Below are 15,096 nucleotides of genomic sequence, written 5' to 3' on the forward strand. Positions count from 1 at the left end.
GGATGTCGGCTTCGTACGACCAGAGGGACCGCTGAGGAGCGCGCGATGAGTGCCGCAGACACGACCACCCCCGCCACGGTGCCGCCGCCGCGGCAGGCACCACCACCGGGCGGCACGCAACGGCCACGCGCGAAGCGCAGGTCCGGCGGCGCGGGCACCCCCTGGCTGCTGCTCGCGCCCTGCCTGGTGATCCTCGTCCTGGTCATGGGCTATCCGCTGGTCCGCCTGGTCACGCTGTCCTTCCAGAAGTTCGGGCAGTCCCAGCTGTGGGGCTTCCAGCCGGCCGAGTCGGTCGGGTTCGACAACTTCTCCCAGGTCCTCGGCGACGGCGAGTTCTGGCAGGTCGTGCTGCGCACGATCGTCTTCGCGGCCGGCTCGGTGATCTTCACGATGGTCCTCGGCATGCTGGTCGCCCTGCTGCTGCAACGGGTCTCCGGCTGGGTGAAGACCCTGATCAACATCGCGCTGGTGGCGAGCTGGGGCATGCCCGTCATCGTCGCCACCACCGTCTTCAAATGGCTCTTCGACGCCGACTACGGCATCCTCAACGCGCTGCTGAGCAGGCTGCCCGGCGTCGATCTGATCGGCCACAACTGGTTCGCGAGCGGCCCGGAGGGCCTGGCCGTGATCATGCTGTTGGTGGTCTGGGGCGCCGTGCCGTTCGTCGTCATCACGCTCAGCGCGGGCCTCACCCAGGTGCCCAAGGAACTGGAGGAGGCCGCCCGCCTCGACGGCGCGGGCGCCTGGGGCGTCTTCCGCTATGTCACCCTGCCCGTCCTCAAGCCGATCATCGTGATGCTCACGACCCTGTCGGTCATCTGGGACATGGGCGTCTTCCCGCAGGTCTTCGTGATGCGCAACGGGCATCCGGAGGCCGAGTTCCAGCTGCTGACCACCTACTCCTACGACCGTGCCTTCGTGGTCAACGACTACGCGCAGGGCTCGGCGATCGCCCTGCTCACCGTGGTGCTGCTGCTCGGTGTGGTCGCCGTCTATATGCGTCAGATGCTGAAGATCGGAGACGTCGAATGAGCAGCATGAGCGGCACGAGCGCAATCGCCAACGGCGGCCGGCGCAGGAACGGGTCCCGGCTCGGCTGGAACCTCCTCGGCCTCCTCGTCTTCGTCATCGCCGGCTTTCCCGTCTACTGGATGCTCAACACGGCGTTCAAGCCGGCCAAGGACGCCATCGACCCGGACCCCAGCCTGCTGCCCACGGGCCTGACCCTGTCCAACTTCAGCCGTGCGCTGGACATCGCCGACTTCTGGGGCCCCGTCGGGCGCAGCCTGGTCGTGTCGCTGTCCGTCGTGGCGATCGGCATCGTCGTCGGCATGCTGGCCGCGCTCGCCATCTCCCGCTTCGCCTTCCGCGGCCGCAAGATCGTGATTGTGGGCATCCTCGCGGTGCAGATGGTCCCGCTGGTCGCCATGATCATTCCGGTCTTCCTGCTGCTGAACGACCTGAAGCAGTACGACAAGCTCAGCGGCCTCATCATCACCTATCTGACCTTCATCCTCCCCTTCACGGTGTGGACGCTGCGCGGCTTCATCGTCAACATCCCGAAGGAGCTGGAGGAGGCCGCGATGGTCGACGGCTGCTCCCGCACCGGTGCCTTCGTCCGCGTCGTCTTCCCGCTCCTCGCCCCCGGCATGGTCGCCACCTCCGTCTACGGCTTCATCCAGGCCTGGAACGAGTACCTGTACGCCCTCATGCTGATGAGCCAGCAGAACCAGACCGCGACCGTGTGGCTCGGCAACTTCACCACCAAGCACGGCACCGAGTACGCGCCGATGATGGCCGGCGCCACCATGATGGCCGTGCCGATCGTCGTGCTGTTCCTGTTCGTCCAGCGCAAGATGGCCGCGGGTCTGACCGCCGGCGCCGTGAAGGGATGACGCGCCCGATGACGACACTGGCCGGCCGCAGCGACACCCTCACCCGGGACGCCCTCACCGTCCTCCAGCCCGGTTTTCCCGGCACCACCGCCCCCGACTGGCTGCTGCGCCGGCTCGGCGAGGGCCTGGCATCGGTGGGCCTGTTCGGACGCAATGTCGCCTCCCCCGAACAACTGGCCGCCCTGACCGCCCAGTTGCGCGCCGAACGCGACGATGTCCTGGTCGCCATCGACGAGGAGGGCGGGGACGTCACGCGCCTGGAGGTGCGCACGGGCTCCAGCTTCCCCGGCAACCACGCGCTCGGTGCCGTCGACGACGTGGCGCTGACCCACGAGGTGGCCCGCGAACTCGGCCGCAGGCTCGCGGCCTGCGGGGTGAACTTCAACTGGGCCCCGGCGGCCGATGTGAACGCCGACCCCGCCAACCCGGTCATCGGCGTCCGCTCGTTCGGCGCCGACCCCGACCTGGCCGCCCGGCACACGGCCGCCTATGTCACCGGCCTCCAGTCCGCCGGAGTGGCGGCCTGCGCCAAACACTTCCCCGGACACGGCGACACGGCCGTCGACTCCCATCTCGCGATGCCCCGCATCGATGTGCCGGCCGAGGTGCTGGAGACCCGCGATCTGGTCCCCTTCCGGGCGGCCATCGCGGCCGGCACCCGGGCCGTGATGAGCGCCCACATCCTGGTCCCCGCCCTGGACCCGGATCGCCCCGCCACCCTCTCCCGCCGGATCCTGACCGACCTGCTCCGCGGCGAACTCGGCTACGACGGCCTGATCGTCACCGACGGCATGGAGATGCGGGCCATCGCCGCCGTCTACGGCATCGAACGCGGCAGCGTCCTCGCCCTCGCGGCCGGCGCCGACGCGATCTGCGTCGGCGGGGGCCTCAACGACGACGAGACGGTGCGTCGGCTGCGCGACGCCCTGGTGTCCGCCGTCCGCTCCGGCGAACTGCCCGAGGAACGGCTCGCGGACGCGGCCGAGCGGGTGCGCCGGCTGGCCCGCTGGACCGCGCTGACGGCACCCGGCCCGGACGGCCAGGCGGCCCCGGCCACCCATGCCGCCGACGGCTCCGCGGGCGGGGCGGCGGCCCAGGACCAGGACGACATCGGGCTCGTCGCCGCCCGGCGCGCGCTCACGGTGACCCGCTCCGGCCCCTACGAGCCGCCGGCCCCGGCCCCCTATGTCGCCGCCTTCACCCCCGTCGCGAACATCGCCGTCGGCGACGAGACCCCCTGGGGCGTCGCGGCGGAACTGGCACGGCTGTTGCCCGGTACCGAGACGGGCAGCTTCACCGGTGTGGAGGCGGGACCGGCGGCGCTGGCCGCGGCGGGCGACCGCCGTATCGTGGCCGTCGTCCGTGACGAGCACCGCCACCCCTGGATGACGGCGGCCCTCGACACCCTGCTGGCGGCCCGCCCCGACACGATCGTGGTCGAGATGGGCATCCCCGAGGCCCCGCCGCGCGGCGCCCTGCACATCGCCACCCATGGCGCGGCCCGGGTGTGCGGGCGGGCGGCGGCCGAGGTCGTCGCCGGTGCGCGCCGGCCGTGACGGGTCAGAGCGCGGGCAGGCGGCGGCGAAGGCCGGTGCCGGGGCGCGCCGACCGTGACGGGTCCGAGTGCCGGGCTTCTCGGCGGAGCCCGGCGCCCCGCTGCGTCCGGCCCCGGCCCGGAGCGATCCGGGGCCGGCCGGAACCGGTCAGATGCCCTGCCACTCCGGCTTGTTGACATACGTGTGCCGGAAGTAGTCGGCGAGCTTCAGCTTGGACGCCGCGGCCTCGTCCACGACGACCGTGGCGTGCTGGTGCAGTTGCAGCGCCGAGGCGGGGCAGACCGCCGCCACCGGTCCCTCCACGGTCGCCGCGACCGCGTCCGCCTTGCCCTCGCCGGTCGCGAGCAGCACCAGGTGCCGGGCCTCCAGGATGGTGCCGATGCCCTGCGTGATGACGTGGTGCGGCACCTGCTCGATATCGCCGTCGAAGAAGCGCGCGTTGTCGATGCGGGTCTGCTCGGTCAGCGTCTTGATCCGGGTGCGCGAGGCGAGCGAGGAGCACGGCTCGTTGAAGCCGATGTGCCCGTCGGTCCCGATCCCGAGCAACTGCAGATCCACGCCGCCGGCCTCGGCGAGCGCCCGGTCGTACGCGGCGCAGGCGCCCAGTATGTCCTCGGCCGTGCCGTCCGGCCCCATGAACGCGTCCATGGCGATCCCGAGCGGCTCCAGCACCTCCCGGCGCAGCACCGAGCGATAGGACTCCGGGTGGTCCGCGGGCAGCCCCACATACTCGTCGAGCTGCGCTATGCGCGCCCGCGAGATGTCCACGGCGCCGGAGCGCACCTTGGCCGTCAGCGCCTGGTAGATGGGCAGCGGGGTCGAGCCGGTGGCCACGCCGAGCACGGCGTCGGGCTTGCGCCGGAGCAGCTGGGCCATGGCCTCGGCGATCAGCTCGCCGCCGGCCGCGGCGTCCGGGACGATGACAACTTCCACGCTGGGCCTGCCGTTCTGAAGAGGGCTGGGAGGTATGTGGTTTAGACCAATCTAGCATCGACCCCGCACGGGCGCCGACCCTCTCGGAGGGAGAAACCCGACCTCTCGCAGGGATGAAACCCGACCCTCCCGGAGAGGCGAAAGGGGACCTGTCGACCGCTGCACCCGGTGCCGCCTCAGGGGAGCGAGCCGCCCGTCGCGTCGACCCAGCTGCCCGTGACCCAGCGCCCGGCGTCGGAGACCAGAAAGGCCACCACGTCCGCGACGTCGGCACTCTCGCCCACTCTGCCCAGCGCCGAGGTCGCGGCGGCCCGTGCCCAGCCGTCCTCGGTGCCGTGCAGCAGTTCCGCGGTGTTGTCGGTGTCGATGATGCCCGGGGCCACCGAATTGACGGTGATGCCCCGGGGGCCGAGCACCTTGGACAGGTCCCGGGAGAAGACGTCCAGGGCGCCCTTCGTCATCGCGTACGCGATCTGGTGCGGGAAGACCGCGGTCCGGGCGAGGCCCGAGGAGATGTTGACGATCCGGCCGCCGTCGCGCAGCCGCCGCAGGCCCTGCTCGACGATGAAGAACGGCGCCTTCACATTCACGGCGAAGACCCGGTCGAATTCCTCCTCCCTTATCTCGCCGATCGGCGGGGTGCTGCCGATCCCCGCGTTGTTCACCAGGATGTCCAGCCCGTCCGCGTGCCGGTCGAACTCCCGCCACAGGCGCGCGGCGTCGGCGGGCCGCCCCAGTTCGGCGCCGATCGCGAAGGCCGAGCCCCCCGCCGCCTCGATCGCGGCGACGGTCTCCTTCGCCGCCGCCTCGCTGCGGCCGTAGTGCACCGCCACCCTCGCCCCGTCGCGTCCCAGCCGCTCGGCGACACCGCGCCCGATGCCCCGGCCCGCCCCCGTGACCAGTGCCGTCCTGCCCGTCAACGCGCCCATGCCCGCGCCCCCTTCGCCATTTGTCTAATGGTCGCTACAGAAAGACCGTACAACACGGCACCGGCATTTTTCTAGGGCCCGCTATAAAATGCACCCCATGGTGCGCAGACAGGAGACGAAGACGCAGGCCACACCCCCGGCCAGGACCCGGGGCCGCCCCCGCTCCTTCGACCGCGAGACCGCGCTGGAAAAGGCGGTCCGGGCCTTTTGGGAACACGGCTACGAAGCCACCTCGGTCTCCGACCTCACCCGCATCATGGGCATCGGCGCCCCGAGCCTGTACGCGGCCTTCGGCGACAAGCGATCGCTGTTCGAGGAGGTCGTGCGCGTCTACGACGGCACGTACGGATCATTCGCGCAGCGCGCCCTGCGCGAGGAGCCGACCGCCCGCGCCGCCGTCGAGCGGCTGCTGCGCGAGGCCGCCGCGGAGTTCACCGACCCCGGTCACCCCCACGGCTGCCTGGTCGTCCACGCGGCCACCAACTGCACCACCCCCGAGGTGGAGGAGGACCTGCGCCGGCAGCGCAACGCCAACATCGCGGCCATCGAGAGCCGTATAAGAGCGGACGTGGCCGATGGCGAACTGGCGCCGGACACCGATGTCACCGCCCTCGCCCGCCATGCCGCGGCCGTCTTCCAGGGCATGTCCCACCAGGCGCGCGACGGCGCGAGCCGGGCGGAACTGGAAGCGGTCGCGGAGATTGCCATGGCCGTCTGGCCCCGTTCGTGACCGGGCCGGGCTAGGCTGCGAAACGTCGAAGACGAACAGCCTCCAACACATGGACACACCCACGTGGTCTAGTCCAGAATGCGTACAGGTACCGCGTACGTCAGGACCGTACGACGTAGCCCCAGTCATCCGTCTTCCCCGCACAGGAAGGCGGACCGAGGAACCGGAGCTCTCTGCCCTGACTGCCCCGGCTCCTCATCCTTCGGCCGATCGGGACCGCACACCCCACGGCCGTTGCTGCTCCGGGCTGCGGTGCCGGGAGGGTTGAGGGTCCCTCTCAGGCGCCGCGGCCCGCGGGTGTTCCCGGGGCCGGGCAACGGCAGTTTTCAGGGCCGGACAAACCGCCGGGTACGCTCGCACATGTGCCCTCCATGAACGAACTCGTACGCCAGCACACCGCCCTCGACGACTCCGATCTTGAGTGGCTCCATCTGCTGGTCTCGGAGTGGCAGCTGCTCTCCGACCTCTCCTTCGCCGACCTGGTCCTGTGGGTCCCCACCCGCGACGGCACCCGGTATGTCTCGGTCGCCCAGATGCGCCCCAACACCGGCCCGACCTCCTACCAGGACGACATGGTGGGCCATCTCGTCCCGCGCGGCCGGCGCCCCATGCTGGACGCGGCGCTGGACGAGGGCCGGATCGTGCGCGAGGGCGACCCCGAGTGGCGCGAGGAGGTCCCGGTCCGGGTCGAGTCGATCCCCGTGCGCCGGGCGGCCCGCGTCCTCGGTGTCATCGCCCGCAACACCAACCTGCTGACCGTGCGCACGCCGAGCCGCCTGGAGCTGACGTATCTGCAAAGCGCCTCCGACCTCGCGCAGATGATCGCGGCCGGCTCCTTCCCGTTCCCCGACCAGCAGGTCGACATGGACGCCTCGCCGCGCGTCGGCGACGGTCTGATCCGGCTCGACGCGGACGGCACCGTCCAGTACGCCTCCCCGAACGCCCTCTCCGCCTACCACCGGCTCGGCCTCGCCGCCGACCTGCTCGGCCACCATCTCGGCCGGACCACCGCCGAACTCGCCCCGACCCGCGGGCCGGTGGACGAGGCGCTGGCCAAGGTCGCCAGCGGCTGGGCACCCCGCGAGTTCGAGATCGAGTCGGCCGACGGCGTGATCCAGTTCCGGGCGATCCCGCTCAAGCCCAAGGGCACGCGCATCGGTTCACTGGTACTGCTCCGGGACGTCACGGAACTGCGGCGGCGCGAACGCGAGTTGATGACCAAGGACGCGACCATCCGGGAGATCCACCACCGGGTGAAGAACAACCTCCAGACGGTCGCCGCCCTACTGCGTCTGCAAGCCCGGCGCATCGAGTCGGAGCGCGGCCGGGAGGCGCTGGAGGAGGCGGTACGGCGGGTCGGCTCCATCGCGATCGTGCACGAGACGCTGTCCCAGAACCTGGACGAGCGCGTGGAATTCGACGAGATCGCCGACCGGGTCCTCGCGATGGTCGCGGAGATCTCACCGGGCAAGGTGACCGGGCGGCGCAGCGGACGCTTCGGCATACTCGACGCCGAGGTGGCGACTCCGTTGTCGATGGTCCTCACCGAGGTCCTGCAGAACGCCCTCGAACACGGCTTCCGCGAGGGCGAGACCGGCACTGTCGAGGTCACGGCGGTCCGCGGCGGCACCACCACGGAGGCCCGTCTCCTCGTCACCGTCCAGGACGACGGCGTGGGCCTGCCCGAGGGCTTCGACCCGCACCGCTCGGGCAACCTCGGTCTGCAGATCGTACGGACGCTGGTCGAGGGCGAGTTGGGCGGTACGTTCGACATGGTGCCGGCGCCTGAACGGGGGACACGGGTGATCCTGGACCTTCCCGTGGCGGCGCAGAAGTAGCCCCCTCACAGCAAAGGGCCCCGGACCCGCGTCGGGTCCGAGGCCAGTGCTCGTTGCTGCGTGTTCTAAGCGCATCGGGGTACTGCGCGCTGCGGCTCGGGGGCGGGAGATGCGCACTCGCTGTGCGCGCCGCCAGGCTCAGGCCGTCGTGCAGGGGTGGGAGTGTCAGGCGGTGGCCTGACGGGCCCGGTTGCGAGCGGCGCGGCGCTTCATTGCGCGGCGCTCGTCCTCGCTGAGACCACCCCAGACGCCGGAGTCCTGACCGGACTCAAGCGCCCACTGCAGGCACTGCTCGATAACCGGGCAGCGACGGCAGACGGCCTTGGCTTCCTCGATCTGCAGCAGCGCAGGACCGGTGTTGCCGATGGGGAAGAAGAGCTCGGGGTCTTCCTCGCGGCAAACGGCGTTGTGACGCCAGTCCATGGCTGCTACCTCTCCTTGGTATTACATGCAGGTTGCTTGTGAATGTGAACGCTTTCACGAATCCCTCAACAAGTGAAGGGCCTAGCGCCAGGTTCCCTGGCGTGGTCCTGTGGTGTGAAGAGGGGTTCCGGTGATCAGTGGAGGCCGGTGTTGCGGGCCGTCCCGATCGCCACGTAGAGACTCGCAAACCTCAGCGGCGGATACAACCCCTTCCGAAAAGTTTTTTTTGATTCCTCGGTGTCGACTAGGTCACAGCCGTACTTCCATGGGGTGGAGCCTGGCCTAAACGTTCGAGTGAAAGGACTTTGGCCCCTTCCACTCACACAATCACACGCAGTGCACGGCGTACGCCTGTGAACGTCACGCTCGTACGCAGTCCGAGGTGGTCGCCGTCCATCTGGAGGGGCAGTGGCACCTTCGAATGCAAGGTGAAGCCGTCCATGTCGTGCAGGGACACGACATGCTTGCCGCGGGGGCCGCGCTCGGGGGACGAAGTGAGCAACTGGGTGCCATACCGGGCAACCGCGGCGGTGGACAGACGGCTGAGCCCGAATACGTCGATGCCCTTGTCGAACGAAGCCTTAGGCGACGTATACATCGGGCGATTGCCGAGATACGTCCACGGAGACGTGTTCGACACTATCGCCACGACGAGGTCGCCGACCGGGTCGGCACCCTCACGTTCGAGCGTGATCGTGCCCCGTCCGCGGTTCGGCTCACCGAGGAACTGCCGCAGGACCTGGCGGACGTACAGACTGTGGGTCGACGTCTTGCCGAGTTCGCGCTGCTGCTCGACGCGGCCGACGACGCCGGCGTCGAAGCCCAGTCCCGCGTTGAAGGTGAACCAGCGCGCCGGGACCGACTCGTCCGCGGTGCCGGGGGTGCCAGCGGTGAGGCCGAGGCCGACGACGCGCTCGCGCTTCTCGCTGAGCGCGTCCAGCAGGGCGCCGGTGGCCTCGACCGGATCGTTGGGCAGGCCCAGCGCGCGGGCGAACACATTGGTGGAGCCGCCGGGCACCACCGCGAGGCCGGGCAGGCGGTCGGGGTCGGGGCCGCCGTGCAGCAGGCCGTTGACGACCTCGTTGACGGTGCCGTCGCCGCCGAGCGCCACGACCAGGTCTATGTCGTCGCTGTCCGCGGCCTGCCGGCCCAGGTCGCGCGCGTGTCCCCGGTACTCGGTGGTGACCGCCTCCAGCTTCATCTCGCTCGCCAGGGCGTGGGTCAGTACGTCGCGCGTACGTGCGCTTGTGGTGGTTGCCGCCGGATTGACCACGAGTAGTGCACGCATGGGTTGCAGCGTACCTACTGGGTGGTACCGGGCCCAGCCCGAGGTAGGGATCCGGTAAGAGGTGAGGGCGTGAGCCTGGGCACCCGGGATGGAGCGGCGGCGGCTACGCTGCTGGCGTGAGCAGTGAGCAGAACCCCTCCCCGAACCCCGCGGCGGCCGAAGGCCCGCGTCCGCGCCGGCTGACCCTGGCGGCGGCGCTGGCCGCGCTGGAGGGGGCCGCGCTGGTGATCGGGGGCGTGTGGACGTTCGTCCTCGGCCTCACCGGCGCGCCTGACGACCGGCAGCAGGCCATCACGCTGGGCGTCACCCTGATCGTCCTGGCGCTGCTGCCGCTGCTTGCCGCGCGCGGTCTGCTGCGGCGGCGCAGCTGGAGCCGGGGGCCCGCCGTGATCACCCAGATCATGGCCCTGCCGGTGGCCTACAGCCTGCTCCAGGCCGACAGCGTGGCCATTCCGGCGGGCATCGTCCTCGCGGTGGTGGCGGTGGCGGCCCTGGTCCTGCTGATCAACGCGGAGACCACCCGGGCCCTGGGAATCCACACCCCGGGCCACACCGGCAACCCAAGACGCTGAAGCCGCCGCCGACACCGCCGACACCACCGGCACAACAAGGCCGACGCCACAGGAGCCGGCGCCGACGGGGTACCGGAGGCCGGTCGGCTTGTGGCAGTGGGACGCCCTCGGCCGCGACCTTCGGTCCGGCGGTCACCGTCGATCCCGGCTCCCACCGCCGGGATGCAGCCGTCGAAGCCTGCCGGGTTCGCGCCGTTCGACCCTGTTGTCAGGGTTGTCAGGGCCTGCCGGGCGCTCGCCCCCGCCGCCTCGGGCCGGTGGCCGTTGCCTGGCTGGTTACTCCTCGACCAACAGCTTCTCGCGGAGTTGGGCCAGGGTTCGGGCCAGTAGGCGGGAGACGTGCATCTGGGAGATGCCGACCTCCTGGGCGATCTGCGACTGGGTCATGTTGCCGAAGAACCGGAGCAGAAGGATCCGCTTCTCGCGCGGCGGAAGGTCTTCGAGCAGCGGCTTGAGGGACTCGCGGTACTCGACGCCCTCCAGCGCCTCGTCCTCCGCGCCGAGCGTGTCGGCCACCGCCGGGGACTCGTCGTCGGTGTCGGGGACGTCCAGGGAGAGCGTGGAGTAGGCGTTGGCCGACTCCAGCCCTTCCAGTACCTCCTCTTCCGAGATCGCCAGCTTCTCGGCCAGCTCGTGCACCGTGGGGGAGCGACCGTGCAGCTGCGACAGCTCAGCCGTGGCCGTGGTCAGCGCGAGCCGCAGCTCCTGCAGCCGCCGCGGGACGCGCACCGCCCAGCCCTTGTCCCGGAAGTGCCGTTTGATCTCACCCACGACCGTGGGCGTGGCGTATGTGGAGAACTCCACCCCGCGCTCCGGGTCGAACCGGTCCACGGACTTGATCAGGCCGATGGTGGCGACCTGGGTGAGGTCGTCGAGCGGCTCGCCGCGATTACGGAACCGGCGCGCAAGGTGCTCCACGAGCGGCAGATGCATGCGGACCAGCCGGTTGCGCAGCTCCGCGTACTCCGGACTGCCGTCCTTGAGCGTGCGCAGCTCGACGAACATGGCACGCGCCCCGCTGCGGTCCTGAGGATCGTGCTGGGTGCCTGGAACGCCCTGTGCGCCCAGCGCGTCGTCCGCGGAGTATCGCTCGTGCTCGCTCATCGTCCCGTCCGTCGACCTTCCCCGAGCCCTCGCCTCCGCTCGGACTGGGGACACGACCCCGTTCCGTCCCGCCGAAGGCGCGCTCTGCATGGCACCGTCCCGATCAGCCTGCGCGGAGTCGTCCTCCGGATGCGGCCTGGCCTGTTCGGGGATGCCGTCGATGCCGTCCGCCGGGCGCCGAGATCCGCCCGGGGCGCCCCCGCCCTCGGCGGGCAGTTCCCGTGTGCCGCGCTCTTCGTCCCGCACCGGACCGTCCCCGTTCCTCACGCCGGCCCGGGTCCCGCGCCGCGCTGTTTGTACAGGCTGATCGACACGGTCTTGTCCTCGTCGACGGCCGAGGAGACCTTGCCCGCCAGAGCCGACAGCACGGTCCAGGCGAAGGTGTCCCGCGAGGGGGCGTGCCCGTCCGTGGTCGGTGCCGACACCGTGACCTCCAGCGAGTCGTCGACGAGTCGGAAGACGCAGCTGAGCACCGAGCCCGGCACGGCCTGCTGGAGCAGGATCGCGCAGGCCTCGTCCACCGCGATGCGCAGGTCCTCGATCTCGTCCAGGGTGAAGTCCAAGCGGGCGGCGAGTCCGGCCGTGGCCGTCCGCAGCACCGACAGGTAGGCACCCGCAGCCGGCAGCCGGACTTCCACGAAGTCCTGGGTCGCGGGCTCGCCTGCGATCTGGGACACCCTCACCTCCAAGGTGGTACAAGCTCTACAGGGCCGAGGGTCGCCCCTCGGGGTAACGCGGTTCCTGGTTCAGCGGTGACGCTATCGCGCTCCGAACTTTCTGTCCCCGGGACCCCAACCCCTGTCGTTACTCACAGTAAAACTGTGGATACGCTCCGTGTCTAGGGGTCTGCGGGCCCCAATGGGAAGAGCGGGCGCCGGTTTGACGTACCCAGGCGTCAGACGGTCGAACCGTCGGGACCGGGCGTCACCATGCAGTGTCACACGAGGACGTGATCGACGAAGCACCACCGCCAGTTCTCGCCCGGCTCGAAGGTCCGCATCACCGGGTGACCTGACTGACCGTGGTGCCCCGTCGCGTGCCGGCCCTGCGAGGAGTCGCAGCAGCCGACGTGGCCGCAGGTCAGGCAGAGCCGCAGTTGCACCGGGTGCGTGCCCTGTGCGAGACACTCCGGGCAGGTCTCGGTGAGCGGCTCCGGTTCGGGGTGCGGCAGCGCGTCGGCGTGCGTGCACTGTTTCATGATTGCCAGATTACGACGGGTGTGCGGTTGACCGCGCGGAAAACGAGGGCGGGCGAGGACATGGACGTGATGCCGCTGCTGTTGCTGGTGGCGGGCAGTGCGGCGGTGGCGGGGGCCGCCCGGCGCACCCCGGTGCCGGCACCGCTGCTGCTGGTCGCGGTCGGACTGGCGGTCTCCTACGTCCCCGGGGTGCCCGAGTACGCCCTCGACCCGAAGGTCGTCCTGCCGCTCCTGCTGCCTCCGCTGCTGTACACCTCGGCCAGTGACAGCTCCTATCTGGACCTGCGCGCGCAGTTGCGCCCCGTGGCGCTCCTCTCGGTGGGATACGTGCTCTTCGCGACGTTCCTCGTCGGCTGGGCGGTCTATCTGATCGTGCCCGGGATGCCGCTGACCGCCGCCCTGGTGCTGGGCGCGGTGGTGGCGCCGCCGGACGCGGTCGCCGCGACGGCGGTGGCCCGCCGGGTCGGGCTGCCCTCCCGGATCACGACCATCCTCCAGGGCGAGTCCCTGCTGAACGACGCCACCGCGATCACCGCGTACAAGGTGGCTCTCGCGGCGGCCGTCGGCGAGGGCGCCACCTGGGCCGGCGGGATCGGCGAGTTCCTGCTCGCGGCGGTCGGCGGCGTCGGTGTCGGCCTGGTGCTGATGGCCCCGCTCCACTGGCTGCGCACTCATCTGAAGGAGCCCCTGCTCCAGAACACGCTCTCCTTGCTGATCCCGTTCGTCGCGTACAGCATCGCCGAGCAGATGCACGCCTCCGGTGTGCTCGCGGTCGTGGTCGTCGCGCTGTATCTGGGACACCGCGCCTGGGAGGTCGACTTCGCCACGCGGCTCCAGGAGGAGGCGGTGTGGAAGATGGTCGCCTTCGTCCTGGAGTCGGCGGTGTTCGCACTGATCGGACTGCAACTGCCGGTCGTCCTCAGGGGGCTCGGATCGCACGCGGGCGCCGAGGCGGCCGGGTACGCGGTCGCCCTCTTCCTGGTGGTGGTCGCGGCCCGGTTCGTGTGGGTGTATCCGGCGACCTTCCTGCCCCGGCGGCTGTCCGCCCGGATCAGACAGCGCGAGGCCGACCCCACCTGGCGGGGCGCGATGATCACTTCGTGGGCCGGGATGCGGGGCGTGGTGTCGCTGGCCATCGCCTTCTCGATCCCGCTCACCACGCACGGCGGACTGCCCTTCCCGCAGCGCGACCTGATCCTCTTCCTGACGTTCACGACGGTCATCGGGACGCTGGTGGTACAGGGCCTGTCGCTGCCGCCGCTGATCCGGGCACTGCGCTTTCCCGGCCGCGACCCGCAGGCGGAGACCCTTGCCGAGGCCAATGCCCAGGCGCAGGCGTCCCGGGCCGCCGAGGCCTGCCTCGACGAACTGCTCTCCGACGAGCGCAACGCCCTCCCGCAGCCGCTCGCGGACCGCCTCCGCACCGTCCTGGAGCGCCGCCGCAACGCCGTCTGGGAGCGGCTCGGCTCGGTGAACCCGGTGACCGGGGAGACCGCCGACGACACCTACCGGCGGCTGTCCCGGGAGATGATCAGCACCGAGCGCGATGTGTTCGTACGGCTGCGGGACGGCCGCTACATCGATGACGAGATGCTGCGCACGCTGCTGCGCAGACTGGACCTGGAGGAAGCGGCCGCGTACCGGGAGACCGCCTAGCCGGCCTCGGGGAAGGGGCGGCCCGTGACGACGGCCGCGACGGTCGTACCGGGTGGGAAGGCGCCCTCGTCCGCCAGGGCGACGAGTCCATAGAGCAACTTGGCGACATAGATACGTTCCACGGGCAGGCCGTGGCGCTGTTCGAAGTCCTCGGCGAAGGCGTGGAGTTCGGGGGTGGTACGGGCGTAGCCGCCGCAGTGGAAGCGGTCGTCGAGGGACCAGGAACCCTGCGGGGTGCCGAAGGCCCGCTCCTGGAGGGCGCGCACCTCGGCGGCCAGGAAACCGCCCTTGAGGACCGGTATGCCCAGGGCGCGCCGGCCGGGGGCGAGGCCGGCGGCGAGACCGGCCAGGGTGCCGCCGGTGCCGCAGGCGACGGCGACGACATCGGCATGTCCGCGCAGTTCCTCGCCCAGGGCCCGGCAGCCGCGTACGGCCTCGGCGTTGCTGCCGCCCTCCGGGACGACGTGGGCGTCCTCGGCGCCGGTCGCGCGCAGCAGGGCGGCCAGGGTCCGCGGGTCCGTCTTCTCGCGGTATGTCGATCTGTCGATGAAGTGCAGTCGCATGCCGTCGGCCGCGCACCGGGCCAGGGAGGGATTGAGCGGGCGGTCGGCCAACTCCTCGCCGCGGACCACTCCGATGGTGGGCAGGCCGAGCAGGCGGCCCGCGGCGGCGGTGGCCCGCAGATGGTTGGAGTACGCCCCGCCGAACGTGACGATCGTCCGCCCCGCCGCCGCGGCCAGGTTCGGCGCCAGCTTGCGCCACTTGTTGCCGATCAGCTCCGGGTGGATCAGGTCGTCCCGCTTGAGCAGCAGACGTACCCCGTGCCGGGAGAACCGCCGGTCATCGACGACTTCGACGGGCGACGGGAGCCGGGCGGCAAGAGACCAAGGAGCGATCACCACCCCATTGTCACCGCAGGGTGGTCGCCGTGGCTGTCACCACATGGTGGTCGCCGTGGCTGTCACCGCAATCTG

General features: G+C 70.8%; 15 protein-coding genes. 7 read left to right on the top strand and 8 right to left on the bottom strand.

Translation table 11 applies throughout. The features are described from left to right. Nucleotides 1–45: 45 nt before the first annotated feature. Genes ABT245_RS06735 through ABT245_RS06745 form a run of 3 tightly spaced genes read left to right on the top strand, consistent with a single transcriptional unit; the run spans nt 46 to nt 3,451 of the window. Nucleotides 46–1,032 carry a carbohydrate ABC transporter permease gene (locus ABT245_RS06735; protein WP_351729493.1) on the top strand — a complete coding sequence of 329 codons (987 nt, stop codon included), beginning with the start codon at nt 46–48 and terminating at the stop codon, nt 1,030–1,032. A 5-nt stretch (nt 1,033–1,037) separates the two neighbouring features. Next, nucleotides 1,038–1,895 (top strand): carbohydrate ABC transporter permease, encoded by an 858-nt coding sequence (locus ABT245_RS06740; protein ID WP_351729496.1) that lies wholly within the window; start codon nt 1,038–1,040, stop codon nt 1,893–1,895. A gap of 8 nt (nt 1,896–1,903) precedes the next feature. Further along, on the top strand, nt 1,904–3,451 hold the full coding sequence (locus ABT245_RS06745) for a glycoside hydrolase family 3 protein (RefSeq protein WP_351729499.1): 1,548 nt from the start codon (nt 1,904–1,906) through the stop codon (nt 3,449–3,451). Nucleotides 3,452–3,598: 147 nt separating this feature from the next. Here ABT245_RS06745 and nagB read toward each other — a convergent pair whose 3' ends face one another. Both nagB and ABT245_RS06755 read right to left on the bottom strand, forming a co-directional pair. Continuing rightward, the gene (gene nagB, locus ABT245_RS06750; RefSeq protein WP_351729502.1) at nt 3,599–4,384 is read right to left on the bottom strand and encodes a glucosamine-6-phosphate deaminase; all 786 of its coding nucleotides are present in this window, start codon (nt 4,382–4,384) and stop codon (nt 3,599–3,601) included. Nucleotides 4,385–4,560: 176 nt separating this feature from the next. After that, nucleotides 4,561–5,313 (bottom strand): SDR family oxidoreductase, encoded by a 753-nt coding sequence (locus tag ABT245_RS06755; RefSeq protein WP_351729504.1) that lies wholly within the window; start codon nt 5,311–5,313, stop codon nt 4,561–4,563. Nucleotides 5,314–5,410: 97 nt separating this feature from the next. Between ABT245_RS06755 and ABT245_RS06760 the strand changes: the two genes are divergently transcribed. After that, nucleotides 5,411–6,043: a TetR/AcrR family transcriptional regulator gene (locus ABT245_RS06760; RefSeq protein WP_351729507.1), complete on the top strand. Its 633-nt coding sequence runs from the start codon at nt 5,411–5,413 to the stop codon at nt 6,041–6,043. A 362-nt stretch (nt 6,044–6,405) separates the two neighbouring features. Continuing rightward, a complete protein-coding gene (locus ABT245_RS06765) occupies nt 6,406–7,881 on the top strand; it encodes a sensor histidine kinase (RefSeq protein ID WP_351729509.1) in 1,476 nt (491 codons plus the stop codon). A 165-nt stretch (nt 7,882–8,046) separates the two neighbouring features. Here ABT245_RS06765 and ABT245_RS06770 read toward each other — a convergent pair whose 3' ends face one another. Both ABT245_RS06770 and ABT245_RS06775 read right to left on the bottom strand, forming a co-directional pair. Beyond that, entirely contained in the window at nt 8,047–8,304 is a 258-nt protein-coding gene (locus tag ABT245_RS06770; RefSeq protein ID WP_007491230.1) for a WhiB family transcriptional regulator, read from the bottom strand. A 319-nt stretch (nt 8,305–8,623) separates the two neighbouring features. Further along, nucleotides 8,624–9,592 carry a diacylglycerol/lipid kinase family protein gene (locus ABT245_RS06775; RefSeq protein ID WP_351729513.1) on the bottom strand — a complete coding sequence of 323 codons (969 nt, stop codon included), beginning with the start codon at nt 9,590–9,592 and terminating at the stop codon, nt 8,624–8,626. 116 nt (nt 9,593–9,708) lie between these two features. On the opposite strand from ABT245_RS06775, the gene ABT245_RS06780 reads away from it, so the two are divergent. Next, entirely contained in the window at nt 9,709–10,164 is a 456-nt protein-coding gene (locus ABT245_RS06780; protein WP_351729516.1) for a hypothetical protein, read from the top strand. Nucleotides 10,165–10,440: 276 nt separating this feature from the next. Here the strand turns inward: ABT245_RS06780 and ABT245_RS06785 are convergent, their stop codons facing one another. The 3 genes from ABT245_RS06785 to ABT245_RS06795 all read right to left on the bottom strand — a co-directional run bounded on the left by ABT245_RS06785 (nt 10,441) and on the right by ABT245_RS06795 (nt 12,466). After that, on the bottom strand, nt 10,441–11,514 hold the full coding sequence (locus ABT245_RS06785; RefSeq protein ID WP_351729518.1) for an RNA polymerase sigma factor SigF: 1,074 nt from the start codon (nt 11,512–11,514) through the stop codon (nt 10,441–10,443). A gap of 17 nt (nt 11,515–11,531) precedes the next feature. After that, nucleotides 11,532–11,945: an ATP-binding protein gene (locus ABT245_RS06790; RefSeq protein ID WP_004925829.1), complete on the bottom strand. Its 414-nt coding sequence runs from the start codon at nt 11,943–11,945 to the stop codon at nt 11,532–11,534. A gap of 260 nt (nt 11,946–12,205) precedes the next feature. Beyond that, nucleotides 12,206–12,466, bottom strand: a complete 261-nt coding sequence (locus ABT245_RS06795; RefSeq protein WP_351729521.1) for a UBP-type zinc finger domain-containing protein — start codon at nt 12,464–12,466, stop codon at nt 12,206–12,208. 60 nt (nt 12,467–12,526) lie between these two features. On the opposite strand from ABT245_RS06795, the gene ABT245_RS06800 reads away from it, so the two are divergent. Next, complete coding sequence (locus ABT245_RS06800) at nt 12,527–14,122, top strand: Na+/H+ antiporter (protein ID WP_351729616.1); 1,596 nt, start codon at nt 12,527–12,529, stop codon at nt 14,120–14,122. Here the strand turns inward: ABT245_RS06800 and ABT245_RS06805 are convergent. Beyond that, the gene (locus ABT245_RS06805; RefSeq protein ID WP_351729524.1) at nt 14,119–15,021 is read right to left on the bottom strand and encodes a 1-aminocyclopropane-1-carboxylate deaminase/D-cysteine desulfhydrase; all 903 of its coding nucleotides are present in this window, start codon (nt 15,019–15,021) and stop codon (nt 14,119–14,121) included. The two genes, ABT245_RS06800 and ABT245_RS06805, sit on opposite strands and share 4 nt — an antisense overlap. Nucleotides 15,022–15,096: the final 75 nt, after the last annotated feature.

This window comes from Streptomyces sp. NPDC001508, from assembly GCF_040298665.1.
Lineage (GTDB): Bacteria > Actinomycetota > Actinomycetes > Streptomycetales > Streptomycetaceae > Streptomyces.

Excerpts from the sequence above, each read along its gene's own strand:
- ABT245_RS06745 (WP_351729499.1), top strand. The coding sequence starts at position 1,904 with ATGACGACACTGGCCGGCCGCAGCGACACCCTCACCCGGGACGCCCTC.
- ABT245_RS06735 (WP_351729493.1), top strand. The coding sequence starts at position 46 with ATGAGTGCCGCAGACACGACCACCCCCGCCACGGTGCCGCCGCCGCGG.
- ABT245_RS06795 (WP_351729521.1), bottom strand. The coding sequence starts at position 12,466 with ATGAAACAGTGCACGCACGCCGACGCGCTGCCGCACCCCGAACCGGAG.
- ABT245_RS06755 (WP_351729504.1), bottom strand. The coding sequence starts at position 5,313 with ATGGGCGCGTTGACGGGCAGGACGGCACTGGTCACGGGGGCGGGCCGG.
- ABT245_RS06800 (WP_351729616.1), top strand. The coding sequence starts at position 12,527 with ATGGACGTGATGCCGCTGCTGTTGCTGGTGGCGGGCAGTGCGGCGGTG.
- ABT245_RS06740 (WP_351729496.1), top strand. The coding sequence starts at position 1,038 with ATGAGCGGCACGAGCGCAATCGCCAACGGCGGCCGGCGCAGGAACGGG.
- ABT245_RS06770 (WP_007491230.1), bottom strand. The coding sequence starts at position 8,304 with ATGGACTGGCGTCACAACGCCGTTTGCCGCGAGGAAGACCCCGAGCTC.
- ABT245_RS06760 (WP_351729507.1), top strand. The coding sequence starts at position 5,411 with ATGGTGCGCAGACAGGAGACGAAGACGCAGGCCACACCCCCGGCCAGG.
- ABT245_RS06775 (WP_351729513.1), bottom strand. The coding sequence starts at position 9,592 with ATGCGTGCACTACTCGTGGTCAATCCGGCGGCAACCACCACAAGCGCA.